General features: G+C 39.7%; 18 protein-coding genes. 10 read left to right on the forward strand and 8 right to left on the reverse strand.

All coding sequences use genetic code 11. From position 1 onward, the window contains the following. Window positions 1-176: 176 nt before the first annotated feature. The 4 genes from ABF638_RS00370 (at window position 177) to ABF638_RS00385 (ending at window position 5539) form a co-directional block, all read left to right on the forward strand. The gene (locus tag ABF638_RS00370; RefSeq protein WP_435019212.1) at window positions 177-2447 is read left to right on the forward strand and encodes a M48 family metalloprotease; all 2271 of its coding nucleotides are present in this window, start codon (window positions 177-179) and stop codon (window positions 2445-2447) included. A 650-nt stretch (window positions 2448-3097) separates the two neighbouring features. After that, the gene (locus ABF638_RS00375) at window positions 3098-3607 is read left to right on the forward strand and encodes an RNA recognition motif domain-containing protein (protein ID WP_435019214.1); all 510 of its coding nucleotides are present in this window, start codon (window positions 3098-3100) and stop codon (window positions 3605-3607) included. A 475-nt stretch (window positions 3608-4082) separates the two neighbouring features. Beyond that, complete coding sequence (locus tag ABF638_RS00380) at window positions 4083-4523, forward strand: SufE family protein (RefSeq protein ID WP_435019216.1); 441 nt, start codon at window positions 4083-4085, stop codon at window positions 4521-4523. 101 nt (window positions 4524-4624) lie between these two features. Beyond that, the gene (locus ABF638_RS00385; RefSeq protein WP_435019218.1) at window positions 4625-5539 is read left to right on the forward strand and encodes an alpha/beta fold hydrolase; all 915 of its coding nucleotides are present in this window, start codon (window positions 4625-4627) and stop codon (window positions 5537-5539) included. A 52-nt stretch (window positions 5540-5591) separates the two neighbouring features. Here the strand turns inward: ABF638_RS00385 and ABF638_RS00390 are convergent, their stop codons facing one another. Beyond that, window positions 5592-6536, reverse strand: coding sequence for an all3515 family Zur-repressed PEP-CTERM protein (locus ABF638_RS00390; protein ID WP_435019220.1), 945 nt, complete (start codon window positions 6534-6536; stop codon window positions 5592-5594). Window positions 6537-6836: 300 nt separating this feature from the next. Here ABF638_RS00390 and ABF638_RS00395 point away from each other — a divergent pair, with 300 nt between their 5' ends. The 4 genes from ABF638_RS00395 (at window position 6837) to ABF638_RS00410 (ending at window position 11309) form a co-directional block, all read left to right on the forward strand. Beyond that, window positions 6837-7808, forward strand: coding sequence for a CobW family GTP-binding protein (locus ABF638_RS00395; RefSeq protein WP_435019222.1), 972 nt, complete (start codon window positions 6837-6839; stop codon window positions 7806-7808). Window positions 7809-7908: 100 nt separating this feature from the next. Continuing rightward, on the forward strand, window positions 7909-8970 hold the full coding sequence (locus tag ABF638_RS00400) for a WD40 repeat domain-containing protein (protein WP_435019224.1): 1062 nt from the start codon (window positions 7909-7911) through the stop codon (window positions 8968-8970). A gap of 78 nt (window positions 8971-9048) precedes the next feature. After that, complete coding sequence (locus ABF638_RS00405; RefSeq protein WP_435019226.1) at window positions 9049-9321, forward strand: hypothetical protein; 273 nt, start codon at window positions 9049-9051, stop codon at window positions 9319-9321. A 383-nt stretch (window positions 9322-9704) separates the two neighbouring features. Next, on the forward strand, window positions 9705-11309 hold the full coding sequence (locus ABF638_RS00410; RefSeq protein WP_435019228.1) for an NAD(P)H-quinone oxidoreductase subunit N: 1605 nt from the start codon (window positions 9705-9707) through the stop codon (window positions 11307-11309). 86 nt (window positions 11310-11395) lie between these two features. Here ABF638_RS00410 and ABF638_RS00415 read toward each other — a convergent pair whose 3' ends face one another. From ABF638_RS00415 to ABF638_RS00440, 6 genes are all read right to left on the reverse strand, one after another. Beyond that, window positions 11396-12787: a PAS domain-containing sensor histidine kinase gene (locus tag ABF638_RS00415; protein WP_435019230.1), complete on the reverse strand. Its 1392-nt coding sequence runs from the start codon at window positions 12785-12787 to the stop codon at window positions 11396-11398. Between the two features lie 83 nt (window positions 12788-12870). Then, the gene (locus tag ABF638_RS00420; RefSeq protein ID WP_435019232.1) at window positions 12871-13413 is read right to left on the reverse strand and encodes a methanogen output domain 1-containing protein; all 543 of its coding nucleotides are present in this window, start codon (window positions 13411-13413) and stop codon (window positions 12871-12873) included. 495 nt (window positions 13414-13908) lie between these two features. Next, window positions 13909-14952 (reverse strand): sensor histidine kinase, encoded by a 1044-nt coding sequence (locus tag ABF638_RS00425; RefSeq protein ID WP_435019234.1) that lies wholly within the window; start codon window positions 14950-14952, stop codon window positions 13909-13911. 6 nt (window positions 14953-14958) lie between these two features. Continuing rightward, a complete protein-coding gene (locus tag ABF638_RS00430) occupies window positions 14959-16110 on the reverse strand; it encodes an FIST signal transduction protein (protein WP_435019236.1) in 1152 nt (383 codons plus the stop codon). A 42-nt stretch (window positions 16111-16152) separates the two neighbouring features. Continuing rightward, the gene (locus ABF638_RS00435) at window positions 16153-17472 is read right to left on the reverse strand and encodes a hybrid sensor histidine kinase/response regulator (RefSeq protein ID WP_435019238.1); all 1320 of its coding nucleotides are present in this window, start codon (window positions 17470-17472) and stop codon (window positions 16153-16155) included. A gap of 56 nt (window positions 17473-17528) precedes the next feature. Further along, window positions 17529-17681: a hypothetical protein gene (locus tag ABF638_RS00440; RefSeq protein WP_435019240.1), complete on the reverse strand. Its 153-nt coding sequence runs from the start codon at window positions 17679-17681 to the stop codon at window positions 17529-17531. Window positions 17682-18153: 472 nt separating this feature from the next. Between ABF638_RS00440 and ABF638_RS00445 the strand changes: the two genes are divergently transcribed. Then, a complete protein-coding gene (locus ABF638_RS00445) occupies window positions 18154-19119 on the forward strand; it encodes a terpene synthase family protein (RefSeq protein ID WP_435019242.1) in 966 nt (321 codons plus the stop codon). A 148-nt stretch (window positions 19120-19267) separates the two neighbouring features. Beyond that, window positions 19268-20659, forward strand: coding sequence for a cytochrome P450 (locus ABF638_RS00450; RefSeq protein WP_435019244.1), 1392 nt, complete (start codon window positions 19268-19270; stop codon window positions 20657-20659). A gap of 255 nt (window positions 20660-20914) precedes the next feature. On the opposite strand, the gene ABF638_RS00455 is transcribed toward ABF638_RS00450, so the two are convergent. Continuing rightward, a complete protein-coding gene (locus ABF638_RS00455) occupies window positions 20915-26593 on the reverse strand; it encodes a trifunctional serine/threonine-protein kinase/ATP-binding protein/sensor histidine kinase (protein WP_435019246.1) in 5679 nt (1892 codons plus the stop codon). Window positions 26594-26697 lie beyond the last annotated feature (104 nt).

Here is a 26697-nt window from a genome sequence, read left to right on the forward strand (position 1 = left end):
TCAGAATTAGTTTTAACAGAAGAACCAACTGAATTTTGACGACTGAGGTCTTTATTCAATCTCTATCGTTCACTTGACAAGCAAAACTTGAGCGCGGTTGAGTTCCACGGCATCCGAGGTTCGCGCTTTTGCACAAACGTGGATCACCTAGAAGAGATTGGAGTGCCAGAATTTGTATGCCTTCACATGCCAAATCGTCTTTGGAGGCTGGTTTAGTTGCCCTCAAGCAGGGAAATTACCAAACAGCGATCGCTCACTTAGAACCTATTGCTAGCAGCCAAAGCAATGGTACTGCTAGCTTACAAGCCCAAGTTGGTTTAGTGATGGCTTATGCTCGCACTGGCGAAGTGTCCAAAGCGATCGCTATATCCCAGAATCTCATTGAGAGTAACAATCCGCAAGTTCAAGAGTGGGCAACACGCGCTCTCGAACACCTGACAAAACGTAAAAAACGCGATCAAGAATCAAAAAATGTCGAAACTGGATTTGTTGCCTTTGATAATTCAACTCCAGATTCTCCCCCAGTTCCCCCCCCGGAAACTCCTACATTAGAGGAAAAACCAAAAGATCAAGTCACAGAAACCAAAAGCGACGACACCCCGTCGATGGTGCCACTAGCTAGACTCAAAGCTACAGTAGCGTCACCATTACCACCACCGACGACTGCACCCCTAAATGGCTTCATGGGTTCTGTGACTCGCACCCAAGCCAAATTATTCGGTGTTATTTATTGGCGGCAAGCACAACGCGCTAGAGCATGGCAACCCCTACGCAAACCGAAATTAATTCCTTTGCGGCTACTGTCAGCAGGGACATTCATCGCCCTGTTTTGGGTTATGCGAGAAATCCTCAAGTTAGCATTGGGATTCATCAACCAGACTTTAGTCAAACTACCTTATCTGGAGCCGCTGCAACTTTTATACCGCGATCCTACTAGATTGTTGCTAATAGTATTGGTGATTTTAATCGGAGTATCACCTTGGTTGCTGGATCTACTACTGGCGAAATTGTATGGTCAGCGAGAATTTCCTAAAGATGTATTGAATACCCATAGCCGCGAAGCCGTTCGGGTGCTACAACGTTGTTGCCAACAGCGACACTGGCCCATACCCAAACTGCGGATTTTACCAATGGCTGCACCAATTATCCTGACTTATGGCAGTTTACCACGTAATGCCAGGATTGTTGTGAGTCAAGGGCTATTAGAGCAATTAGCAGATGATGAAATCGCCACTATTTACGCCACGCAATTAGGGCATATTGCTCACTGGGATTTTGCTGTGATGTCTTTGTTGCTGCTGGTGACACTACCAATTCATCAGCTATATCAGCAAGTGTCGCAGTGGGGAGACAAAATATCAGCGAAAATTTGGCGCTGGCCGGTGACAATTGTGGCTAGTCTAATTTATGGAGTTTGGTCTTTGCTGACTGGGACTGGATTGTGGTTATCGCGGTTGCGGCTTTATTATAGCGATCGCGTTGCATCTGAAATTACTGGCAATCCCAATGCCCTGATTCGCGCTTTACTCAAAATTGCTATTGGCATTGCAGCTGATATCCAAAAGCAGGAACAGACCAGTTGGCAACTAGAAAGCTTAAATCTTTTGACACCAGTCAGCTACCAACAGAGCCTCGCTTTGGGCACTATTGCCAGCAATCTATCTTTTGAAGCCTTTTTGAAGTGGGATACTGCCAATCCCTATCGCCGATGGTTTACGATTAATAGTAGTCATCCTTTGATGGGCGATCGCATCGAACGCCTCTGCCAAATAGCCCGTCACTGGCATCTAGACACCGAGCTACATTTTGCTAGCGAACCGTCAAAGGTGAAGCGTCAGTCTTTCTTATTACAAATCGCTCCCTGGTTGGGAATTCCTCTAGGGGTTTTGTTTGCAGCTTTAGTCTGGCTAACCTGGCAACTAGCATTCACACTAAAGTTTTTAAATCTAAAGTGGATATACGAAGATTGGTCTTTCATTACAGGCTGTCTTCTGATTGGCTTTAGCATCGGTACAGTGATGCGGATTAATTCTTTCTTCCCCGATATCAAACCTGACACTGTGCAAACTGACGACTACTTACCCAACCTGTTATCTGACCCTTCTGCCTTACCAATTGATAGCGTCAGCGTGCGTCTTGTGGGCAAATTATTAGGTCGTCAAGGCACTAGCAACTCCCTAGCGCAAGATTTAATCCTCCAATCCAGCGCAGGTTTAGTGAAATTACACCACATTTCTTGGCTAGGACAGTCAGTTAATCATCAGGATCTAATTGGTAGGCAAATTATTGTCACAGGTTGGTTCCGCCGAGGAGCAACACCTTGGATCGATATCCAAACCTTGGAAACTCAAAGTGGTAAAACCATTCATAGCCCTCATCCCATTTGGTCTACTTTTTTAGCAGTTGCAGCACAGGCTTGGGGCGCATACGTTTTTCTTACTGGTTAGTCATTGGTCATTTGTCATTGGTCATTGGTCATTAGCAAAGGACAAAGGACAAAGGACAAATCGGAATGTAAACAAAAGTTGCAGGTTTTCTTTACAAGTGTTACATTTATTTACACAAACATTAGCAGCCAACATAACTCAGCACTATAGCTTAGTGATGAATTCGGATGCTTTTCCCCCACTCCATACCTTTTTATCCTCCCAACACAGCAGGAAATCAACCAGCCATCGGCTGGTTTTTGTTTCAAAATATGCTCCCTTGAATAAAAAATGTGTTTTATGTTACGATGCAGTAATACTAACGTCGGAAATGTGTGCGCTAAACTAGCTACGTAGAAAATACCGTGGTAATGTAAGGAATGGTATTTGATTCTGCGAAAAAGGCATAGAAGAAAGCGTGTACTTTAGCAGGCAATAGGCTATTAAATTTACAATTCTTAGAATTAAGGTGTTATTAGCTCACCATAGTGTGGGCCTTTGGATTAAACAAGCTTGATCCCGACGAAAAACTGTATTGTTGTATAAGTTGACAGTTTCGAGCAAAAAAATTGGTTAATGGCAGCCTTGGTTAATAGCATCTATTTAAAAGCCAAAGCCAAGTAATTGTTTTCTCGCCTTGCCATGTTCATTCAACTCTGGAGGTATAGTTCATGTCCGTTCGCCTATATATAGGTAATTTGCCTAAAGATGAAATAGATCGTCAAGATCTGCAAGCAGTTTTTGCAGCCGAAGGTGATGCTGTAACTACTAAATTAATTAAAGACCGCAAAACTGGCAAATGCCGTGGTTTCGGTTTTCTTACCGTCAACAATGACGAACAAGCTGACGAAATCATTGAAAAGTATAATGGGCAGATGTTCAAAGACACTCCCATTAAGCTAGAAAAGGCATTACCTCGGACAAAGGGTGAAGAGGGCGATGAGCAAGCTCCTAAACCAGTTAGTCTTGCTGCTAGTAGTACCCCAACTCCTAGCCCCAACAGAGAAGGTAGCCGTCGTGATAAAAGCTCTAAGAAGCCTCGTCGTGGCGGCAGTGGCGGCGGTGGTTCTCGTGAAACCAGCACCACAACCACAGATTCAGACGCTATTCGTCCAGATCCTCGTTGGGCTTCGGAATTAGAAAAGCTGAAGCAGATGCTAGCTGCACAAACTACGAATTGATCCTTGAGGGAGAGAAATTAAAAATTAAAAATCAGAATTTTTTTTTGATTTTTAATTTTTAATTGTTTATTATCACCTAGCTGCTTAGTTAAAATCTACTTGCACCTAATTTTGTAAATGCGTTGGCGCAGTCCAAACTTAGGTATCGCATAGTAAAATCAAACGATACATAAATTTCACGTATCCCCATACTTACGTAATAAGAATAAGTCTATACTGATACAACGGTAACTTATATATAGTTGCTGTCAAAACCTGCTTATAAAAAAATTAAGTTTTTGTAATTAGACGCATCAAAAAACTTGACCGAAGATGAATGCGATGCCTAGGTCGGGCTGCGCCTACGCAAGGATTATCTGGATTTGATAAATTATATTCAGAATGGCAAGCTTCATAATGCCAAGTGAATAAGAGGCGCCATAGTTCTAAAGATAATTTACACTCAAGGTAAGACCGATCATTTGCAGCTTCTGTTATGTCCTCAACCCTAGATTCTTTGCCACCTGCGCTCGCTAAAATTGTCCAGCGCTTTCAACGCGCTTCCGAACCGAAGCGACGCTACGAACAGCTAATCTGGTACGCTCAGAAGCTCAATGAGTTCCCAGAAGCTGATAAATTACCCGAAAATAAAGTTCCTGGTTGCGTGTCTCAAGTTTTTATCACCGCAGCTTTGGATAACGGTAAGGTTGTATTTCAGGGCGATTCCGATTCCCAGTTAACCAAAGGATTAGTAGGGCTTCTGGTTGAAGGATTACATGGACTAACGCCAACTGAGATTGTCCAACTTACCCCAGATTTTATTCAACAAACAGGTTTAAATGTTAGCTTGACACCTTCCCGTGCGAATGGGTTTTACAACATTTTTAAAACCATGCAAAAAAAAGCATTGGAATGTAAGTTAGATTTGCCTAACTAAACTTGGTCATTTGTCATTTGTCATTGGTCATTTGTCATTTGTCATTGGTCATTAGCAAAAAACAACTGACAAATAAGGTACAACTACCAAAATTTAGTCTAATGTCAACAAATTTATTATCTACCTCTGCTGCTACTGGCTTTGGTGGAGTGGTTCAAGAATATCTCTGGAATTTTGAAAATCAGCAATTGCGCGTTGTTTATGAAACCCTGGGTAAAGGTTCACCGCTATTGCTACTACCATCTTTCAGCAGTGTTTCGACGCGTTTGGAAGTCGGCGAACTTGCCAGGTTACTAGCTCCCAATTTTCAAGTTGTAGCCGTAGACTGGCCTGGATTTGGTGAATCTTCTCGCCCTAGTTTGAATTACCGACCAGAAATATATCAGCAATTTCTGGAAGATTTTGTCAAAGCTGTTTTTACTACTCCTGTTACCGTGGTGGCGGCTGGCCATGCTGCTAGTTACGTTTTACAATTAGCTGTCAAACAACCTGCTGCTTTCTCAAAGATTGTGTTGTTAGCTCCTACTTGGCGTGGCCCTTTGCCGACAATGGGGGCAAGTCAGCAAATAGCTGGCTTTGTGAGAGAATTGGTGCGATCGCCTATACTTGGTCAAGCTCTCTACAAACTCAATACTGCCCCATCTTTATTAAGTTTTATGTACCGCCGTCATGTCTTTACTGACGCGGCTAAAATTACACCCAGTTTCATTGAGAAGAAGTGGCACACGACTCAACAACCAGGAGCGCGATTTGCATCTGCTGCCTTTGTAACTGGTAATCTTGATGCTGTACACGAACAATCTGATTTTTTAGAACTTGTAAAGTCTCTAAGCATACCGCTCATGGTAGTAATTGGGGAATCCAGCCCCCCAAAATCACGAGAAGAAATGAACGCTTTGGTAGCTTTACCAGGAGTGAGAAGTGTTGTTATCCCTGGTTCTCTGGGATTGCATGAAGAATATCCAGCAGTTGTTTTAGAAGCAGTTCAAGATTTTTTGTTATCTTCAGAAAATTAAATCCTCGCACCAAGACGCAAAGATCATTTTGCACCTTGGTGCGAAATTAAAATTAGTTCAAACTACTGCGATTAAGTTTTTGCAAGCGAGAAAGAGAAAGCGCTAGTAGACCGACTATACCAAGACCAAGGACATTTGATGACTCAGGTACGGTCTTGACTTCAAAATCAAAATTGAAAGTGCCAGACTCCTTAAAGGGAATGGGGTTATTGCCATTGCCTAAATCTACGAGTTTGAATGATGCAGAGTAAGTTCCTAGTGATGCAGCAGCATCAGTCCAAAAGGTAGGGGTGAACGAAAAATTATCACCACTGCCGATTGTGTAGATATCGCCGACTGACTTGACAATATCAACGCCTGCTGAATCGCCAATATTCAATCCACTGCTAATTGACGCTAATTGTAAACCAATATTTGCACCCTCAAGGGAGGACTGCCAACGACCATTAGAGCTATTGAACAAATATTGGTTGTCTAATTCTTTTGAAGTTTTTAGAGACGCGATAGGTTCTATTGTCAGATTGCTATATTCCTTATTTGTTGCAGTACTAATCAAGCGACCAGTATAAAACCCTGTACCAGGTAATAATGTTAGCGGCGGTTGTTCTGAGTAAGATTCAGGAATTCGGTTATTTGTATTAGTTGGGTTAATAGTTAGGTTATCTAAAGCACCTGAGTAGCTATAAGTACCAATGCCGTGGAAATGGCTTGATTCTGGCGTGTCTTCATTTCTGTGTGCAAAGAGAAGGGTTAAACGATTGTAGTTGGGGTTCTCCAAACCTGCGTATGTCCCTGTAGAGAGAGCCTCCAAACTATCTAATCCAATGTAAAAGCCCGTTTCATCTGAATGATTATGAGTATCATCTGCTTGTGCGGGTTTCAAAGCGGTAAATAAAACCAGCGGCGCAACAATCAAAAAGCTGACTGCAATAGACGCAGATGCTTGTCCTGTTTGAGTTACTTGCTTTTTCGAGCAGGTAGTGTTTCTTGAAACCACCACGCTTCTCCATCAATCTATAATTTTTCTATGTGATAATGATTATCATATTTGTTTTAGAATTGTCAAGGTACTAACCTGCGACTTCCCGCAGGGTGAGTTGGAATATTCTTATCAGCTACGCTAACCCGCGAATATTCATTACTTATTACAGATGCATAAAAATAAAATGTTTCTTGATTAAATTATGTGATTATTGTGCTGAAAGCCAAAATAATAGCAAGTTCGCACAAAAATATAAAAAGATTTATCATAGGCGATAATGATTATCCATAAGGTGAGACAAGAGGAATTTAGAGTATGGTGGCTGACGTAATCAACAATTCAGTTCCCGTTACTGTTCTGACTGGCTATTTGGGAGCAGGTAAAACGACTCTACTTAATCACATCCTCACCTACGAACACGGCAAAAAAGTTGCTGTGATTGTCAATGAATTTGGGGAAGTGGGTATTGATAATCAATTGATTATCGATGCAGATGAAGAAATATTTGAAATGAACAATGGGTGTATCTGTTGTACAGTGCGCGGCGATTTAATTCGCATCATTGGCAATTTGATGAAGCGACGCGATAAATTTGACCATTTAGTAATTGAAACGACTGGATTAGCCGATCCTGCACCAGTGATTCAGACATTTTTTGTGGATGAAGATTTACAAAGCCAACTGTCTTTAGATGCGGTGGTGACAGTCGTAGATGCCAAGCATATTTGGCAGCACTGGGATGCAGACGAAGCACAAGAACAGATTGCCTTTGCCGATGTAATTCTACTTAATAAAACAGATTTAGTAGCGCCAGAAGAGTTGGATGAATTAGAAAAGCGGATTCGGGCGATGAATGCGATCGCAAAAATTTACCGTACTCAAAATTCTGAACTAGGAATGGATGCTTTATTAGGTGTAAAAGCCTTTGATTTAGATCGTGCATTAGAAATTGATCCAGATTTCTTAGGCGAAGATGCCCACGTTCACGATGAAAGTGTCTTTTCTGTGGCTTTAGTAGAAGCCGGTGCAGTTGATGGAGAAAAATTAAACACTTGGCTTTCGGAATTACTGCGTACCCAAGGGCCAGATATTTTTCGGATGAAAGGCATTTTAAATATTGCTGGAGAAGATAATCGATTTGTATTCCAGGGAGTACACATGATATTCGATGGCAAACCCGATCGCCCCTGGAAACCCAGCGAAACACCCAAAAACGAACTAGTCTTTATTGGCCGCAACCTTGATGCAGCACAACTCAAGCAAGATTTTCTAGCTTGTTTAGCTTAAATAGGGAGTGGGGAGTAGGGAGTAGGGAGTAGGGAATTTACCATTCTCCATCTCCTATTCCCCATTCCCCATTCCCCACTCCCCACTCCCCTTTACAAATATGAACACCACAACCAGCAAATCTAAGGAATTTGAACAACACTATTCCGGGACACTTTCAGATTATGTAACTGCGATCGCTTGGTCGCCACAAGGTAAAACTTTAGCAGCAACTTCCGCCGCAGGGGAAGTAGTTCTGTGGAATGATGGCGAACTCACAACCTTACAAACTGGTAACGGTAAATCAGTAGACTGTCTAGCTTTTTCACCAGATGGCAAATTTTTAGCCGTTGGTGGACAGGATGGACAGGTGAAAATTTGGCAGAATACTGAATTAATCGCCACGTTAGAAAATGCCCCTGCATGGGTTGACAAGCTAGCTTGGAATTATACCAGCAACCAACTGGCTTTTAGTTTGGGGCGTTACGTCCAAGTTTGGGATGCAGATACTCGTGAAGTTGTCGTGACGCTGAATTTCGATAACTCTTCAGTATTGGGTATAGATTGGCGCATTGACGGGGAATACTTAGCCATTAGTGGTTATAAAGGAGTCAAAATTTGGCACAGTCAAAACTGGGATGAAGAACCATACAATCTAGATATGACTACTGTCAGTGTGGCTATGGCTTGGTCGCCCGATGGCAAATTCCTGGCTTCTGGCAACATGGATCGTAGTGTCACCGTTTTAGAATGGAACAACCCCGACCCTTGGGTGATGCGTGGGTTCCCTGGTAAAATTCGCCAATTGGCATGGTCAGAAGCTATGACCAAAGTAGGTGCGCCAATACTGGCATCTTCTAGCGTTGAAGGTATTGTGGTTTGGGAAAAGCTAGAGGATGATACTTTAGGTTGGGAAGCGCGAGTATTAACAAATCATGTGGGTGTGATTAATGCGATCGCCTTTGCACCCAAAAGCTTCCTTCTCGCTTCTGCTGCTGCTGACGGCTGGTTATGTTTGTGGAACAAAGCGAAGGAAGTATCCCAAATTATCACAGGTGTCTCAGCAGGATTTTCTAGCCTAGCTTGGCATCCCGAAGGCAAGTTACTGGCCGCAGGCGGTGAACAGGGCGAATTACTTGTATGGTCAAAAATTTTGCGGGGTCAAGGATTTGGGCGCAGTTAAGCAATACTTGGTAATTAAAATTGAAGGTGGGCAATTTATTAGCTATGCTGTATCAGCAAAGCTATCTTTGTGTGAATTATGAACATAGTCAAACTGATCTTACTCGCCTGCCCTGCATTTCTGGTATCCATGCTGCTGGTAGTCAATCCAGCACACGCATCCAGCCTGAAATCTCTTTACCCTACACAAATTGTTACGGTAGTATCTACACAACAAATTCCTGATCTAGTAACACCAATGTTGACTCAAACATCTAATCCGATTATTGATCAACTTGGTTGCAATTGTGCAAACTGTGTTCAGTCTAAATTTCAGTCGCTACAAGGCAAACTGCCATCTGTCGATTTTTAATAAAGTTAGAAGTTATGGATATTTTAGGGGCACAGCAATGCTGTGCCCTTATTAATTATTAATTAGCTTTTTGTACATAGCGATCGCACTTGCGGCATCATTATTTATGTAATCAAGATATTCGATTAAGTAGGGGCAATTCATGAATTGCCCCTACCGCATGGTCTAATTACCTAAAAATGGCTGTAAAAAACAAGTATGAAAGTTTTTAGGTGAATCCCTAAATACTGAGAAAGCTGCTGGTAAGCCATTAAAATTGGTGCAATCGCAATCTGCACCCAAGCTGTTAAGCTCTTGTTCAAAGAGCTAGTCCGGGGATTAGAAAACTTGCTAGAGTGAACAGAGTTAGCCTTAATGTCTAATCGCCAAAACCTATACATCTCATGGATTTTGCTAATATTGCATCCCAGCTAAACGCTGGAACGATTTTACCAGAGGGGATTGTTATTCTCACCCTCTTGGGGGTTTTGATTGTTGATTTGATTTTGGGGCGTACATCCGCGCGCTGGATTGGATATCTAGCGATCGCAGGTTTATTTGCTTCGATTGTCGCCCTATATTTTCAATGGGACTCTCCTAATCCCATCGGTTTTACCGGTAGCTTTAACAGTGATGACCTGAGTATCGTCTTTCGCGGTATTATTGCCTTGTCTGCGATCGCGACTATACTGATGTCAATTCGCTACGTTGAGCAGAGCGGCACTGCTTTAGCCGAATTCATCGCTATTTTGCTGAGTGCTACTTTGGGAGGGATGTTTTTATCCGGGGCTAGTGAGTTGGTGATGATTTTCATCTCCCTAGAAACCCTGAGTATCTCCTCTTACTTGTTGACAGGTTATACCAAGCGTGACCCCCGCTCCAATGAAGCGGCGCTGAAATACTTGTTAATTGGAGCTTCCAGCACGGCAATATTTTTGTACGGTGTATCACTGCTGTATGGACTATCTGGAGGACAAACCGAACTAAGTGCGATCGCTAATGGCATTGCCACAGCGAAAGTCGGTCAATCTTTAGGTTTAGTGATTGCCCTGGTTTTTGCGATCGCGGGTATTGGGTTCAAAATCTCCGCTGCACCCTTCCACCAGTGGACACCAGACGTTTACGAAGGCGCTCCCACCCCAGTCATCGCCTTTTTATCAGTCGGTTCCAAAGCAGCTGGGTTTGCCCTAGCCATCCGCTTGCTGACAACAGCCTTCCCCCTTGTTGCTGACGAGTGGAGGTTTGTCTTTACAGCTCTAGCCGTTCTCAGCATGATTTTGGGTAACGTAGTCGCCCTAGCCCAAACCAGCATGAAACGGATGCTAGCTTATTCATCCATTGCCCAAGCTGGGTTTGTGATGATTGGCTTGATTGCTGGTACACAGGCAGGCTATGCCAGTATGATATTTTACCTACTGGTTTACCTGTTCATGAACCTGTGCGGCTTTACCTGCATCATCCTGTTCTCACTGCGGACAGGAACCGACCAGATTGCCGAATACTCTGGCTTATATCAAAAAGACCCACTCCTAACACTGGCGTTGAGTATCTCCCTGCTTTCCTTGGGTGGTATTCCACCATTGGCTGGGTTTTTCGGCAAGATTTACTTATTTTGGGCTGGTTGGCAAGCAGGACTTTATTGGTTAGTTTTGTTGGGCTTAGTTACCAGCGTCGTCTCCATCTACTACTACATTCGCGTAGTTAAGATGATGGTAGTCAAAGAACCCCATGAAATGTCCGACGCAGTGAAGAATTATCCCCAAGTGCGTTGGGATTTGCCTGGGCTAAGACCTTTGCAAGTCGGGTTGGTAGTAACATTAATTGCCACTACCGTAGCAGGGATTTTATCAAATCCACTGTTTACATTGGCTAATAATTCCATCTCCCACACACCATTTTTGCAAGCAACAATCAACAGTAATGTAAAAGCACAAAATCTCTTGCTTTTGCCAAAGTTAGATTCGGTTAGTCAGTCTCAACCTTCAGTTGATTCTACTGCTAAGATTTAACCGAGTTTCAACTAAACTTTGTTCTCAAAGACAAAGCCTGTTTGCTAATTAGCAGACAGGCTTTGTCTTATCTTTTAAGTTAAATTTTATGATAATGAGTTAATAGGTATCTTAATTATAAATTCTGCACCTTTCCCTGGAACAGAAAAACAGCTAAGTTGTCCGTTATGTTTTTCAACTATAATCTGATAGCTTATATATAGACCTAATCCGGTACCTTTGCCCACAGATTTAGTGGTAAAAAATGGATCAAATAGTTTTGAGTGAACTTGTTCATTTATCCCCGAACCATTATCAGCAATACTAACCGCTATCCATTGTTCATCGACTAACTCAGTTTTAATTTGAATTTGGGGATTATTATTTATCCGTTTTTGATTGTCAGTTTTTTGTGGATTTACTGCTGAACAATTACCGTTGAGTGCCGACGCCTCCAGTGCATCGATCGCATTAGCAAGAATATTCATAAACACTTGATTAAGTTGACCGGGGTAGCAAGTTACGGTCGGCAGTTGACTATATTTTTTGATGACTTTGATTTCTGGGTACTCATGCCTAGCTTGCAGGCGATGCTCCAAAATCATTAAAGTACTATCAATTCCTTCATGGATATTGACTTGCTTAAGTTCTGCTTCATCAAGTCTGGAAAAGTTACGTAGCGATTTAACAATTTCCTGAATGCGCTCTGCTCCCACTTTCATGGACTGAAAAAGTTTAGTTATATCTTGAATCAGAAAATCTAAGTCTATTTCTTCTACTTGCTCTTGAATTTCAAGAGGAGTATTTGGACAAAATTGTTGATAAATTTGCACCAATTTTAGTAAATCCTGAGTGTATTTATGGGCGTGGTGAAGGTTCCCATAAATAAAACTCACTGGGTTATTAATTTCATGAGCAATACCAGCGACCATCTGACCTAAACTAGACATTTTCTCAGCTTGGATAAGCTGAGTTTGGGTAAGTTGTAGTTCATTTAGTGTTTCTTGTAAAGCAGTTGTACGTTCCTCAACCCGAACTTCTAACTCTTGATTCGCTATCCAGAGCGCTTCCTCTGCCTGTTTCCGTCTCTGAACTTCTTTGGCTAACTCATCGATTTTTTCATTCAGGAGAACGAAATTACTGCTGGTCAAAGTTCTATTTTCCAAGCGTAAGAGAATTAAAGCTGAAGATTCAGGAGACCAAGGTTGAATAACGGCTCCTTGACTACGACATATTAACGTTTGTCCATCATTCTTTCGTAAAGTCAAGGAGCCAATAACCATTGCCCTGCTACTTGAACAAGCTTGCAGATACCTGACAATGTCGTTGGCAGGCTCAATTACAATTTCAAAAAGCATTCTTCCTTGCAGTTCTTGACGGCGTAACCCCAACATATCTGCCACTGGTTGATTGGTAGCTAACAACTGACCCTCTCCACTCACCAGAAGTAAAGGTTCTGGTAAAACTCTGGCAAATTCAAGAAATTGTTCAGGAGTCATGGTGCTTCCAATCTCAGGGTTCGATTCTACTTTACATATCTGCACTAAGCTTATATCCCGGAATTATTTTGATGCTGAAGGGTTTACACAGATTCTAGTCCTCTAAAGTATTCTCGACCTTCTGCATCTTCTGCTTCTTCTGTAAGTTTTAAGTAAACAATAACTCTACATCCAGGATCACCCTGTGCTATGGTTTCTTGCAATTCTACTTTCGCATATCCTAGATTATTAGCTGCGATCGTCCCAAAGACGTTTGAAGTCATCATGCACATGGCAGGACGATTAAGTACTTTTTCACCAAATGGGCAGACGTGGTTGCCAAAGACAATTTTTTCATCATCCTGCTCAATCACATAAAAATCGCCCTGAATTCGTTTTTTTAAATCAATCAAGACATCAGCTACCTGCTTAGGAGAAAGGTTGGAGACTTCCAAGGCAGATTTATAATCTTGGTTAATCTGCCTTCCCATCCTTTCACCAACTACGCTAATAAATCCAGAAGCTTCTTCTAAGCCAACTACATCCTGTAAAGTGCCAGATAATTCTCTGATTAATGTACGTAAAAATATATCGCGTTCTAAAGAAAGATGAAGCGTAGCTATAGAATGGTTAAGTGCATTGGTCATAAATTTTGAAGACACAATCTTGGAACTACAGTTATAGAGTTCCCCAAAATGCATCTAAAGTAACTGCTTAATATTTTTATTCAGAAAATTTGATGTTTGCTTTTGTTTTTAATCAATAGTAATGTAATGGTCATCACAAATTCTGAACTTTGTCGTTACAAAAGTTCCCGATTTTGCCAAGCTTCTTCTAGCTTTCATCCCCATTCTCAGCCAATAGGCTTGGGTTAAGGCCAAAACCCTTAAACTGTGTAGGTTGGGTTGAGGAACGAAACCCAACTCAAGCTGCTAGCTCGGCAAGCCTAATTTTTTGGGACGACTACTCATAGAATAGTTTTATTTGGGACTTTCTAGATTTTTTGAACTCAATATTTTAAGGCTGACGTACTACTACAATTATCTTCAACTCAAGTGGATTGCACTATGACTTGCGACCACATTAAACATTAATTTTCCCTAATATTAATATTAATTTTAATATTGAATATATTAGCTAATTTAAAAAAATGGAATAGTTATTATAAACTCAGAACCTACTCCTAACACAGAATTAACTTTTAACGTTCCTTTATGCTTTTGGGCAATTATTTGATAGGTGATTGATAATCCTAATCCTGTTCCTTTTCCTACTGGTTTAGTTGTGAATAAATGGTCAAACATTTTTTGCTGAACATCAGCCGATATTCCCAAACCATTATCTTGAATCCGAATCAAGACATGATTTTTATCTTCAGTTAGGGAAGTATGAATTGTAATTTGATTGGGATTTTTCTTAATTTCATCAAAACTCAGTCCAGAGTTGGACTCTTCTAAAGCATCAATAGCATTTGCCAATAGATTCATAAATACCTGATTTAGTTGTCCTGGGAAGCATTTTACTAAAGGAAATTCGCCGTAATCTTTAACTACTTGAATACAAGGACGAATCTTATTAGCTTTCAAACGGTGTTTGAGAATCAGGAGAGTGCTGTTAATACCTTCATGAATATTAAACAGAACTTTTTGTTCTGTATCTGCTCTAGAGAAAGTTCGCAAGCTGTTGCTAATATTGGAAATGCGATCTGTTCCTTCTCTCATTGAGGAAATTAGTTTAGGCAGATCCTCACGCACATACTCCAGGTCAATTACTTCGATTGTTTCTTGAATTTTTTGAGATGCTTTGGGATAGGTTTGCTGATAGAGGTCGATGAGATGTAATAAATTATGAATATACTCTTTAGCCGGGGTTAGATTACCGGCTATAAAGCCAACTGGATTGTTAATTTCATGAGCTACCTCTGCAACAAGACTTCCCAAAGTAGACATCTTATTCTGCATTATCTGAAGATTAAGAAGCATTATTTCTAGTTCATGGCTTCTTTCTTCTAACTTATTTTGGTATTCCTTTAATTCATCAATTACTTTCCTAAGTAAGGATTCTTTCTTTGTATTTATATCTTCGAGTTTTATCCTGTCTGATTCAGAACGTTCCAATTTCTTTTGGATAATTCTATTGGCTTTTTTTAGTTCCTGAATTTCTTGTTGATAATCCACTATTCCCATCAGGTTTTACCGAGTTCCCAAAATTAAAGTTACAAAAGTTTCATTGTGAAATTGTGTTTGGCTAATTCGATCTATAGGAGCAATCTCTCCATAAGAATAAAATCCACAAGCAGGAAGATATTTAGTCATACAAAATTTTGTGTTTTGGTACTCCTCTTGTGCCCTCGTACCAAGTATTTGCCGACGAGCTACACATGAAAAAAACAAAACAGCACTTGGTTCTGCACCTGGGTAACTATCTAAAGCATTCATGAATGAAGCTTTGGAAGCTGCCAAAATATCTTCATAGGCTGCTTCTGAAATTTGGATAACTGCTTGATCGGGAATATCTCCAAAAAAGGTTATACTACCAGATTCTTGATTGTAAGCAATAGGCGCTCTTATATAAAAATTGTCTCCATTCTGAGCAAACACCGCTATTGGATATTCCATTGAAGGAGGAAGCAAACCTAGATAATGATGATAAAAATCTAAAGCTGGTTTACTATCGATTTCATAGACTATGTTCTTATCTACCTTAGTCACTGTGCTTATTTGGCCAATGGGATGCCAACCACTTGCAACACCGTGGGAAAACAATATTGTGCCAGAAAAAAGCAGAATTGGTACAGAATCACTTAATACTTCTGTTTGGAAAAATTGATATGTATTTTGATATCTTGACTGATCGCCTGCTAAACCACCAAATATCGGCACATATTGGCCAAGAGCTAGCTTTAAGCCATTCAATATAGAGACACCACTAGTTGTGAGGCTCTCTGGATGAGTTAAGCATAGCTTTGGAGGTGCGGTACTTTTTGCTTGGGCTTGCTCCACAGCTTGCTTAGTTGCAGTAATTGGATCAGCTGAAACTTTGCGTCCAACTCCTGCATAAATTTCAACTTCGTCTGAGCAAAACAACATTAAGGTAATTGAGTCCTGCTGAAACTCTAAGACTGAAGAAATTTCTCCGTCTGTTGTTCCACCAATCAACTCAATCCCTGGAAAAGCCTGATGAATTTGCTGCAAAATGAGAGAATGTTCAAAATCAATTGCAGCAAAAAGAATCCCAGCTTTTGGTATATCTCCTGCAAGAGAACTGGCACATTGCTGAATAACTTCTTCAACTGCGGATAGAGAATCTGGATCGTTACTGTGACCTACTACTGCTTTGAACATAAATTTACCTATGGTGTTGATGAACGTGAATGACTATATTTCTTAAATGGGAAGCTTGATAATAAACTCTGAACCTTCTCCCAGTGCTGAATTTACCTCTAGAGTTCCTCCATGTTTTTCGACAACAATTTGACGGGCAATTGATAATCCTAATCCTGTGCCTTGACCCACAGGCTTGGTGGTGAATAAATAGTCAAAGATTTTTTGCTGGACATCAGTTGACATTCCCATGCCATTATCTTTAATCCGAATCAAGATATAATTTTTATCTTCAGTAAGAGTAGTCTGAATCAAAACTTTATTAGGATTTGCTTCAATTTCAATATAGGTGCGTCCGACATTAGACTCCTCTAAAGCATCGATAGCATTAGCTAGCAAATTCATGAATACCTGATTTAGTTGTCCGATAAAGCATTCTAATTCTGGCAAATTATCGTAATCTTTAATTACTTGAATATCAGGACGATCCTCAGATGCTTTTAAGCGGTGTTTGAGAATCATGATGGTGCTGTCGATGCCATCATGAATATTGCAATAAACTTTGCGATCGCTATCTGCTCGAGAAAAGGTTCTCAAACTGGTACTAATGTTGCGAATGCGCTGAACTCCCTCTTTCATTGAAGAAATTAAATTAGGTAGATCGGCAAGCATATACTTCAAATCTATAGCTGCAATTTCCTCTTGAATTTCTGGAACCGGATTAGGATAATGCTGCTGATAAAGGTCAATAATATTAATCATGTCTTGGAAATATACTGAAGCGTGTCCGAGATTTCCATGAATAAAACCAACTGGATTATTAATTTCATGAGCAACTCCTGCTACTAATTGACCAAGAGCAGACATTTTTTCTGTCTGTACAAGCTGAAGTTGAGATTCTTGTAGGTCTTTTAATGCTTTAGATAACGCGGCTGTTCTTTCTGCAACTCGCTTTTCTAAAGTTTTTGTGAGATTTCGTAATTGAAGATGGGTTTTAATTCTAGCTAATAATTCTTCTTCATGAAAAGGTTTTGTGATGTAATCAACTGCTCCTATATTTAGACCCTTGACCTTACTATCAGTATCAGAATTAGCTGTCATAAAAATTATAGGAATATCACAAGTAGCTGAATTTTCTTTTAGAAGTTTACAGGTTTCAAAGCCATCTATTCCCGGCATCATTACATCTAATAAAATCAAGTCAGGTAGTCTATACTCAACCTGCTGGATTGCTCTTTTCCCATCATTTTCTGTAATTACTTTAAATCCTACATTCGTTAATATATCAAAGACAATTTCTAAATTGGTAGTAGTATCATCTACCACTAGAATTAAACTATCTTCTGGGGCATAAAGCATCTTTATATCTTGCTCGTAATTCATGTATTTAAATTAATTTAACTCCTTGTTACTTATTCACTATTGCCCTGCGATCGCAGCTAAGTCACCTCCATTTTTTTCACAGACTGACTGACAATTTTCTCGTCTGACAATCCTATAGTTCCCAAAAAGTCTGATAACAGCAACATTCTTACACCAAATTGCCCACAGCTTTTAGCTGGTGCGATCGCTACAGCATGGACATCAAGCATGAATCTTCATTTTCATCGAAGTTGAAGATCCTCTTTCATGAAGGCGATCGGTCTGAAATTAGTGATTATTACCCTTGTCTTTTTATAAGAGTAGAACAAGTAGAACTGTATCAGAAAATATTGTTGATGGCTTAAGTTAACTTTTTCAGTTCGTCAACAGCATTTCTCATGAATAGACACGACATGAATAGACACAAAAATAGCTATTTTTATTAAAAAATAGAATTCCAGATAATTACGGTTATTTTTTAATAAAAAACATTGAACAATAGCTAAATAACTTTTGAAATATTCATATATATTTACACGTTACTCATAGTGGCGTAAGTATGATTTACAAATTTTATGAAAGCCGTATTGCTGTGAATTTTTCAAAAAGTTTTTTCAAAGACTCTTAATAAATTTATTGAGCTATTGTCTTTCTTCTAATGCAATTCATTTTTTATCAGTACTTAAAACTAATACACTTTTTATGAACCAATTACTTTACCCTGGTCTATACTGTCCATTTCCATCCCAGATTAATAAGCATGTTGATGTTCTAGAAGAGTATGCTCTTGAATGGGTAACTCGCTTTAACCTCTTGGCTAATGAATCATCTTATAGGCGTTTTTGCAAATCAAAGTTTTTCTTCCTAGCAGCAAGTGCTTATCCTAACTGCCAGCTTGAAGAATTGAAAATTGCAAATGATTGGTTAAGCTGGGTGTTTATTTGGGATGACCAATGTGATTTATCAAATTTAGGAAAAGAACCTAATGTTCTCAAAGATTTTCATAAAAGATTTTTGGAAATATTGAATGGTGCAGAACTTACGAGTAAGGATATACCACTTGCTTATGCCTTAAGTGATTTACGAAAACGGATACTTCAAATAGGCAGTCAAGAATGGTTTCATTACTTTGTTGATCGCTATGAAGGCTACTTCGATGGATGTGTCCAAGAAGCAATTAACCGAGCACAGGAAATTACACCCGATATTGAGAGTTATATGCTTATACGTAGGTTAAGTTTAGGGGGGTATCTTTGCCTTGCATTAATGGAATTTTGTAATCACTTAACAATTCCTGATTTTCTCCGGAATCATGAGGTTATGAAAGAGTTAAAAGTGATGACAATTAACATTCTTGCCTGGTGTAATGATATTTTCTCTGTACATAGAGAAATGTCAAGTGGCGATGTTCATAATTTAGTATTACTAATTCATTATCAACAAAAACTTTCTTTAGAAACATCAATTATTGCGGCTAGCAAAATACACGATCAAGAAGTATACCACTTGAAAGAGTTTGAATTATTTATTCCATCTTTTGGAGAAGAATTAGATACCGAACTTGCCAAGTATATATCAGGAATACATAGCTGGATATCTGCTAACCTGACTTGGTATTATCACTCTGGTCGCTACCAAACTATAGAAAGATTGGAGTTAACTCAATAAAATTTCACTCTATTTTGAGAACAAATAAAAATACCTAAGAGGTACACTAGTGCCTTGAAAGTTGATCACAGATGAACCCCATCTTATTCTGTTAAAGGTTTATCCCTGCTAATACAATTTTAGATTTTGGTTTGGAATTAAAATTCACATGCAACTACCTAATCCTCTCAAAACTCCTTCTTTACTACAAAAGCTTCATTGGGTTGCTGACCCTGTGGGCTACATGGAAAATGCAACTCAAAAATATCCGGATATTTTTACTGGTAGGACAATTGGCTTTGGGGACACTATAGTATTTGTGAATCATCCTCAGGCAATCCAAGAAATTTTAACGAATGATAGAAAGAAATTTGTAGCCGCCGGTGAACTCAACAGAATTACTGAAGCCTTTGTGGGAGAAAATTCAATTCTCATGCTTGATGGCAGTCCTCACAAATGGCTACGACAATTGATGACGCCTTGTTTTCATGGACAGCGAATGCAAGTCTACGGCCAACTAATCTGTAATCTGAGCGATAGAGTCTTTAGTCAGTTACCACTTTATCAGCCCTTTTTGGCTCGTAATGTCGCACAGAACATATCCTTGGAACTCATCTTACAGATTGTATTAGGCTTGTATGAAGGAGAAAGATTTGAGAAACTTAAGCATCTACTGCCATTGATGTTAGATTTGTTTCGCTCACCCCTCACTTCCAGTTTTTTCTTTTTCCGATTCTTGCAACAGGATTTAGGAGCTTGGAGTCCTTGGGGAAAGTTTCTGCGCGATCGGGAGACAATCTATCAATTGCTCTACGCCGAAATTGCCGAACGCCGACAACAACCTAATTCAGAACGTGTCGATATCCTCTCCTTGCTGATGTCAGCTCAAGATGAAACTGGTCAATTCATGACAGATCATCAATTGCGCGATCAGTTGATGAGCCTAATAATTGCAGGATATGAAACTACGGCAACAGCAATAGCTTGGGGCTTCTACTGGATTTACCACAAGCCGCTAGTCCGTGAAAAACTTTTCAAGGAACTGGATACCCTTGGTGATTTCCCAGATCCTATGAGCATTTATCGGCTACCATATCTCACTGCTGTCTGTAATGAAACCTTGCGAATTCATCCTGTTTTGATGATTTTATTTCCTAGAGTGGTACGAGAATCAGTTGAACTTTTGGGACATCCTTTAGAGCCTGGAACAGTATTGCTTCCCAGTGTTTATCTTACTCATCAACGTGAAGATGTATATCCCCAACCTAAGGAGTTTCGACCAGAGCGCTTTATAGAACGCCAATTTTCTCCCTATGAATTTCTGCCTTTTGGTGGTGGTGTCCGTCGTTGTATTGGTGAGGCTTTGGCTTTATTTCAAATAAAAATAGTATTGGCAACCATACTGTCACGTTATCAGTTAGCGCTAGTTAATCAGCAACCTGAAAAACCTCAGCGTCGAGGTTTTAGTATTGCACCTGCTAGTGGAATTAAGATGGTAATTACAGGGCGGCGTGTGGGCCAAGAGTCTTTGGTGAATATGACAACTACATCTGTATCTTAGTAGGTTGTCAGAGTTGTTTTGATGAGTCTTATAAATCACCCAGTTTTTTACAAAAACTGGGTTGTTAAAATTGTAAGTTGGGTAGAGCGGAGCAAAACTCAATAAACTTTGAAATGTTAGGTTTCGCTTTACTTAACCCAACTTTGTGTTTTCATAGAAGTGTAGGAATTACAAACAAAAAGATCCCCGACTTCTTGAAAAAGTCGGGGATCTGAGCATCTCAGTGGAGAGCAAATCAAATAAAATTGCCATAGTCTAGATATCTGACTGTTGCATCGGTATCTCAATAGTAAACTCAGTCCCCTTTCCTAATGTGGAATCACAGGTTAAACTACCCTTGTGTTTGTCCACAATAATCTGATAGCTAATCGACAACCCCAACCCCGTGCCACTTCCTACCGACTTGGTGGTAAAAAATGGGTCAAATATTTTCTGCTGCACTGCTTTTGTCATACCAGAACCATTATCGGCAATCTTAATTATCGCCGTATTATAATCTGTTAGTTCAGTAAAGATGTGAATTAGTCTTACTCTATGAGAAGCCGCTGACGCGTCTATTTCTTTTGTTGTTTGTTCTTTGTCATTTACCAATGATGGATGATCAATGAAAAATGCCTCTTGTAAAGCATCGATCGCATTACTCAAGATATTCATAAACACCTGATTGAGTTGACCAGGATAACAAATAACTTCCGGTAATTTTCCGTATTCTTTGATGACTTCAATTTCAGCAAAATTGCTCTTTTCTTTAAATCGGTGTTGCAAAATCATTAAGCTGTTGTCTATTCCCTCATGAACATCCACAGGCTTCATCTCAGATTCATCTAGGCGAGAAAAGTTGCGTAAGCCTAAAACAATATTCCGGATACGCGAACTCCCCACTTTCATTGAATCTAGAATCTTTGGCAAGTCTTCTGATAAAAAATCTATGTCAATCTCCTCAGCTTTTTCCTCAATTAAAGGCGAAGGACGGGGATATTCCTGCTGATAAACAACTACCAAATCCAGCAAATCTTGGACATACTCACTAGCATGAGTAATATTGCCATTAATAAAGTTAATAGGGTTATTGATTTCATGGGCAATTCCTGCCACCATTTGTCCTAAAGAAGACATTTTTTCACTTTGAATCAATTGGATTTGGGTACGTTGCAATTCTTGTAGAGTTTGTTGTAAACAGTGATTTTTGTCGTTGAGTTCCTGCGTTCTTTCCTGGACTTTTTCCTCTAGGGTATGGTTGTATTCCTCCAAGCTTTCTTTAGCTTGTGCCAAATTTTTGTAGAGGATAGCATTCTCTAGGGATATTGCTGCTTGAGTAGTGAGGAGTTTGAGGACTTCTACGCGATCGCGTGTAAATGCTCCTGTCGTCAAATGATTTTCTAGGTAAATAATTCCAATCAATTTACCTTGATTTAGAAGAGGTATAGACAACAAACTCTTAGGTTCTTCACTCAGAATGTAGCTATCACCTACTAAAAAGGAAACAGTCATTGCATCATCAATAACCAAAATTTCTCTAGAGCGTTTAACGTAGTTAATCAAAGTAATGGGAACATCGTAACTTGACTCCAAAGAAGTTGATGGAAACTCCGTGTGGGTATGATCAAAATTTGAACTTGAACAAACTGCTGTAACAGTTAATGCTAAGTTATCACCTTCACTCAAAATTAAAGCGCATTTAGAAGCTCCTGCATTCTCCATCACAACTTCCATCAAAGTAGAAAGTAGTCGCTCAAGCTCGATTTCGCCAGAGAGTGCTTGAGATGCTTTAATGAATGCGGCTAAATCCAGAGAATCAGAAATACTTGTCTTCGAGCCAATAACAGTTTGTTGATTACTCAGGGTAGATAAAGATGATATAGATGTGTTATGTAAAGAAGTGCTTTCCTCGCTGGAATGGATACTCAGTTTTTCTTGCTGAAACATAGGAGCCAGTAATTGGGAATAGCGTTTTGCCAAATCGTCAACTTTGGCTAACGCTCCCCAGCGAACATAGCTATAGTAAGCATCTGTTAGGTAGGTTTGGGCAATCTTATGTTTACCCCATTCTAAATAGAATTTGGCAGTAAGTTCTTGAGCGAGGGCTTCTTCATTAATATACTCATGTTCTTTGGCAAGCAAGATAGCGCGATCGTAGAATTCCATTGCTTCGAGATATTTACTTCCAATCCGATAGCGTTCAGCCTCTACAAGATAATATTTGTGCAAATAATTCATTGGAGCATGATGTGCCCAATGCTCCATTTTTTCTTGATTGGCTTGAACCCGATCGAGAATGGATTTTTGCTCAGAGGCGGATACGTCAGAATACACAGCCAGACCTGCTAAAGAATCATAAAAATGGAAAACTGGAATAACTAGATGTCCTGTTGCTGCATCTAAATATTTTTTCGCCAGTGTGGCATTTTCAACTGCCTGATGGAATTCATTAAATAGATAACAGAGATGAAGTTTGCTGACATAGAGATATAGAAGTCCGAGTCTATCTTTAGTTTCCAAGTGAATCGGCAGCATTTTATCTTCGTTATAAACTTCACCAATTAAACAAGACGAATTTTCTGCACGCCCTAGTAAGTTCAATACACTCTGCCGATAAATAGTACCCCATTTAAATACTGTTTCTTGCTTGATTTGTCTGATGGCATTATTGTAATTTGCCATTTCTTGTTCTAGCCCTGACAGTTCTCTACCGATAAAATATGAACAGTAAGAATAAGCGTGTAGAGAATAAGCTGCGTACTCTAAATCTCCTGTTTCAATACCGATAGAGTAAGCTTCCAACAAAGGTTTTAATATTTCCTTAGCTTGCTCCTTCCAAGGTCTAACAAGTGGATGAAAAGATCCAAGTACTTTCGTACTAATTTCTTTAATTTGTAACCTAGACAAAAGATTTACAGCTAGTTTACCAAATTGATAACCGGACTCAATATCTCCCACTAGCGCACACAGTATTAGTCCATAATTAACATAGACAAAGGCAGACAATGGTGCGTTGCCATATTGTAGGGATAAGTTTATCTGTTTAACAAGAATAAGTGGGAATAGCTCAGGAATAGCTTGATAGGTCAAAGCATGAGTAGTTGATAGAATACTCATAACTGCCAGTGTTTTAGCTTCTGTCATTTCTGGCAGATTAATTAAATCTTCAATACGCCTCCCAGCCAGATTTGATGCTATTTCTGCCATTACTAGCTGAACATCAGATTGGCTTGGATGTTTAGGAAACTCCACTCCAAAAAGCTTCAAAAAAGCTAGTGCAGTATTAATTCCTTTGAGTGCTTGGTTTTGCGCTCCATAGGCTTTAATTTTTACTTTGTAAACTTTAACTTTATCTATGAGAGTTTTCCCTCGTGCCAACACTATCTCTGCTAACTGCTCGGTTTGCTCAAAGTCGCCGTCCAAGTACGCCGCCTCTGCGGCTGTCTCATACAAAGCTAGGATTAGCTCATATTTCGTCTGCCAACTATCATCTGTCAGCAATTGAATACCAGTAGTTAAATACTTCACAGCAGCAAGATAAGCTGTTGATGCTAAAGCTTTACGTCCAGCAATTAGATTCATCTGGGCCAGTTCATCTCGTTTAGCTTGAGGGGAGATAAATTCCGCTGCGATATTAAATTGATTAACAAGCTCAAAAATCTTTTCTTCCTGTTCTGCAACAGGAATATTGTTGAATAATAGTAGCCCAATTTTTAAGTGAATTGGCTTTTTTTCTTCTTCGGTAATTAAAGAATAAGCAGCTTGCTGCACGCGGTCATGGACAAATTTATATTTAGGTAACTGTAAATTAGAAATTGGAAATTGTGTAGATTCTATTCCATGAACAATAAATTCTTGATTAGCATTATCTTTTGAAAAGATGTTGTAATTTTCAGTCTGTGGTAAAACTAGGCCATCAAGTAATGCTTGCCACAAGTCTGATGCAGTATCTACTACAGATTTTTCATGGACGAGCGCCAAAGTTTTTAAGTCGAATTGATTACCAATACAGGCAGCAAGTTTCAGAACTTTTTGGGTATATATGGGCAATTTTTCTATTTGCAGTCCGATAAATTCTACTACATCATCTGTGAGAGCTAATTTTTTAACTTTTGAAATATCATATTGCCAATAACCAACATCAAAGTTTAATACGATTAAACCATCATCGTTTAAAGACTTGAGAAATTGAACGGAAAAGAAGGGGTTGCCTTTAGTTTTGGCAAACACCATCTGGGTGAGAGGAACCGCAACTACTTCAGGACAATGTAGGGTATCAGCAATGAGATGATTTAAGTCACCCTGATTTAATGGTGCTAGGGTAATCGTATTAATAGTTGCTCCTGATTGTTCAACCTCCTGTAGTGTCAAATAGAGTGGATGTGCTTTGGAAACTTCATTATCTCGATAGGAACCAACTAACAATAACCCACCCTTGTTTTCAAATATCTTTTCTGTATCGTTTGATATAGAAGACAATGCTCTTTCACACATTAATAACTGAATTAATTTTAAAGAAGCTATATCTGCCCATTGCAAGTCATCAATAAAGATAACTAAGGGATGTTCTTTCGTTGTGAAGATTTGGATGAACTTTTGAAACAATAAATTGAACCGATTTTGGGCAGCACTACCAGACAGTTCTGTAACTGGAGGTTGCTTGCCAATAATTTCTTCGAGTTCAGGAATTACATCAATAATCACCTGAGTTTGTGTACCCAATTCCCGCAGAATCTTGGCTTTCCACTGTTGAATTTGGGCATCAGTTTCCGAGAGCAGTTGGCCGATTAAATCCCGAAAGGCTTGCACCAATCCTGATAAGGGAATATCGCGTTGAAACTGGTCAAATTTTCCTTTGATGAAGTAACTACGCTGTCGCACAATCGGTTTGTGGACTTCATTGACCACAGCAGTTTTGCCAATGCCAGAGAAACCCGTGACTAAAATCATTTCTGTTGCCCCCTCTGTCACGCGCTTAAAAGCAGCAAGTAGGGTTTCAACTTCACTTTGACGACCATAGAGTTTTTCGGGGATTACGAAACGATCTGAGATGTCTCTCATGCCTAGTTCAAAAGGTGCAATATTTCCTGTTTCTTGCCACTGGTTTTGGCACATCTCTAAGTCATGCTTTAACCCCAAGACACTCTGATAGCGGTCTTCGGCATTTTTTGCCATTAGCTTGCTGATGATGTCAGACAAAATTGATGGAATATTAGAGTTAATTCGGCTTGCTCTTGGCGGTTGTTTGGCAATGTGAGAGTAAACTAACTCCATAGGATCTTTGCTGGTGAAGGGTAACTGTCCGGTAAGGAGTTGAAAGAAGGTGACGCCGAGAGAATAAAAATCAGTGCGGTAGTCGATACCTCGGTTCATCCTTCCGGTTTGTTCTGGGGAAATGTAAGCCAGGGTGCCTTCTAAGATGTTGGGATTCGTAAGAAATTGGATTTCTCTTGGCAGAAGGGTGGCAATACTAAAGTCGATGAGTTTTATTTCATCTGTGGTAGGGTTTATTAGGATATTGGCAGGCTTGATGTCTTTGTGAATGATGCGATCGCGATGCAGTCCTTCAAGGGTAGAAGCAATTTTAATAGCAATATGGAAAAACTCATTGAGGGAAAGCCAGTTTTCCTTCTTCCCCTTGTCCTCCAGTCGCCAGTCTTGGAGGGAAATGCCGCCAAAATCTTCCATTACTAAGACGTAGCTGTTACGGTAGCTTTCTAAGCTATAAGTTTTGACTATGCCAGGAAGCTCAAGGTTTTTGGTGATGATATATTGATTTCGGAACTGGGCGATTTCCGCGAACGTCGGATATTCGTTCCGCATCAATTTGAGAACGACTGGTTTTTTGTCTTTTTCTCTAATGGCCCGATAAACCAGGGTTTTACTACCTGAGTAGATATCCTCGGTAATGCGATAACCAGGAAATGCATATAAAGTATCTAATACTACTAACATTGCAAACTATGCTCATAATTCTTGTTTCTATGGCTTATTATTCCCGTGCTAAGACTGTCCATATCATTAAATAGGCTTTTTTTTGTTTAATTTGTCTTAAAAAA

It is taken from the genome of Nostoc sp. CALU 1950 (genome assembly GCF_051172895.1).
Classification (GTDB): domain Bacteria; phylum Cyanobacteriota; class Cyanobacteriia; order Cyanobacteriales; family Nostocaceae; genus Nostoc; species Nostoc edaphicum_A.

Bases quoted from the DNA above. Each gene is read 5' to 3' on its own strand.
- ABF638_RS00370 (WP_435019212.1), top strand. From the start codon at position 177: ATGCCTTCACATGCCAAATCGTCTTTGGAGGCTGGTTTAGTTGCCCTC.
- ABF638_RS00375 (WP_435019214.1), top strand. From the start codon at position 3,098: ATGTCCGTTCGCCTATATATAGGTAATTTGCCTAAAGATGAAATAGAT.
- ABF638_RS00380 (WP_435019216.1), top strand. From the start codon at position 4,083: ATGTCCTCAACCCTAGATTCTTTGCCACCTGCGCTCGCTAAAATTGTC.
- ABF638_RS00385 (WP_435019218.1), top strand. From the start codon at position 4,625: ATGTCAACAAATTTATTATCTACCTCTGCTGCTACTGGCTTTGGTGGA.
- ABF638_RS00395 (WP_435019222.1), top strand. From the start codon at position 6,837: ATGGTGGCTGACGTAATCAACAATTCAGTTCCCGTTACTGTTCTGACT.
- ABF638_RS00400 (WP_435019224.1), top strand. From the start codon at position 7,909: ATGAACACCACAACCAGCAAATCTAAGGAATTTGAACAACACTATTCC.
- ABF638_RS00405 (WP_435019226.1), top strand. From the start codon at position 9,049: ATGAACATAGTCAAACTGATCTTACTCGCCTGCCCTGCATTTCTGGTA.
- ABF638_RS00410 (WP_435019228.1), top strand. From the start codon at position 9,705: ATGGATTTTGCTAATATTGCATCCCAGCTAAACGCTGGAACGATTTTA.
- ABF638_RS00415 (WP_435019230.1), bottom strand. From the start codon at position 12,787: ATGACTCCTGAACAATTTCTTGAATTTGCCAGAGTTTTACCAGAACCT.
- ABF638_RS00420 (WP_435019232.1), bottom strand. From the start codon at position 13,413: ATGACCAATGCACTTAACCATTCTATAGCTACGCTTCATCTTTCTTTA.
- ABF638_RS00425 (WP_435019234.1), bottom strand. From the start codon at position 14,952: ATGGGAATAGTGGATTATCAACAAGAAATTCAGGAACTAAAAAAAGCC.
- ABF638_RS00430 (WP_435019236.1), bottom strand. From the start codon at position 16,110: ATGTTCAAAGCAGTAGTAGGTCACAGTAACGATCCAGATTCTCTATCC.
- ABF638_RS00435 (WP_435019238.1), bottom strand. From the start codon at position 17,472: ATGAATTACGAGCAAGATATAAAGATGCTTTATGCCCCAGAAGATAGT.
- ABF638_RS00440 (WP_435019240.1), bottom strand. From the start codon at position 17,681: ATGCTTGATGTCCATGCTGTAGCGATCGCACCAGCTAAAAGCTGTGGG.
- ABF638_RS00445 (WP_435019242.1), top strand. From the start codon at position 18,154: ATGAACCAATTACTTTACCCTGGTCTATACTGTCCATTTCCATCCCAG.
- ABF638_RS00450 (WP_435019244.1), top strand. From the start codon at position 19,268: ATGCAACTACCTAATCCTCTCAAAACTCCTTCTTTACTACAAAAGCTT.
- ABF638_RS00455 (WP_435019246.1), bottom strand. From the start codon at position 26,593: ATGTTAGTAGTATTAGATACTTTATATGCATTTCCTGGTTATCGCATT.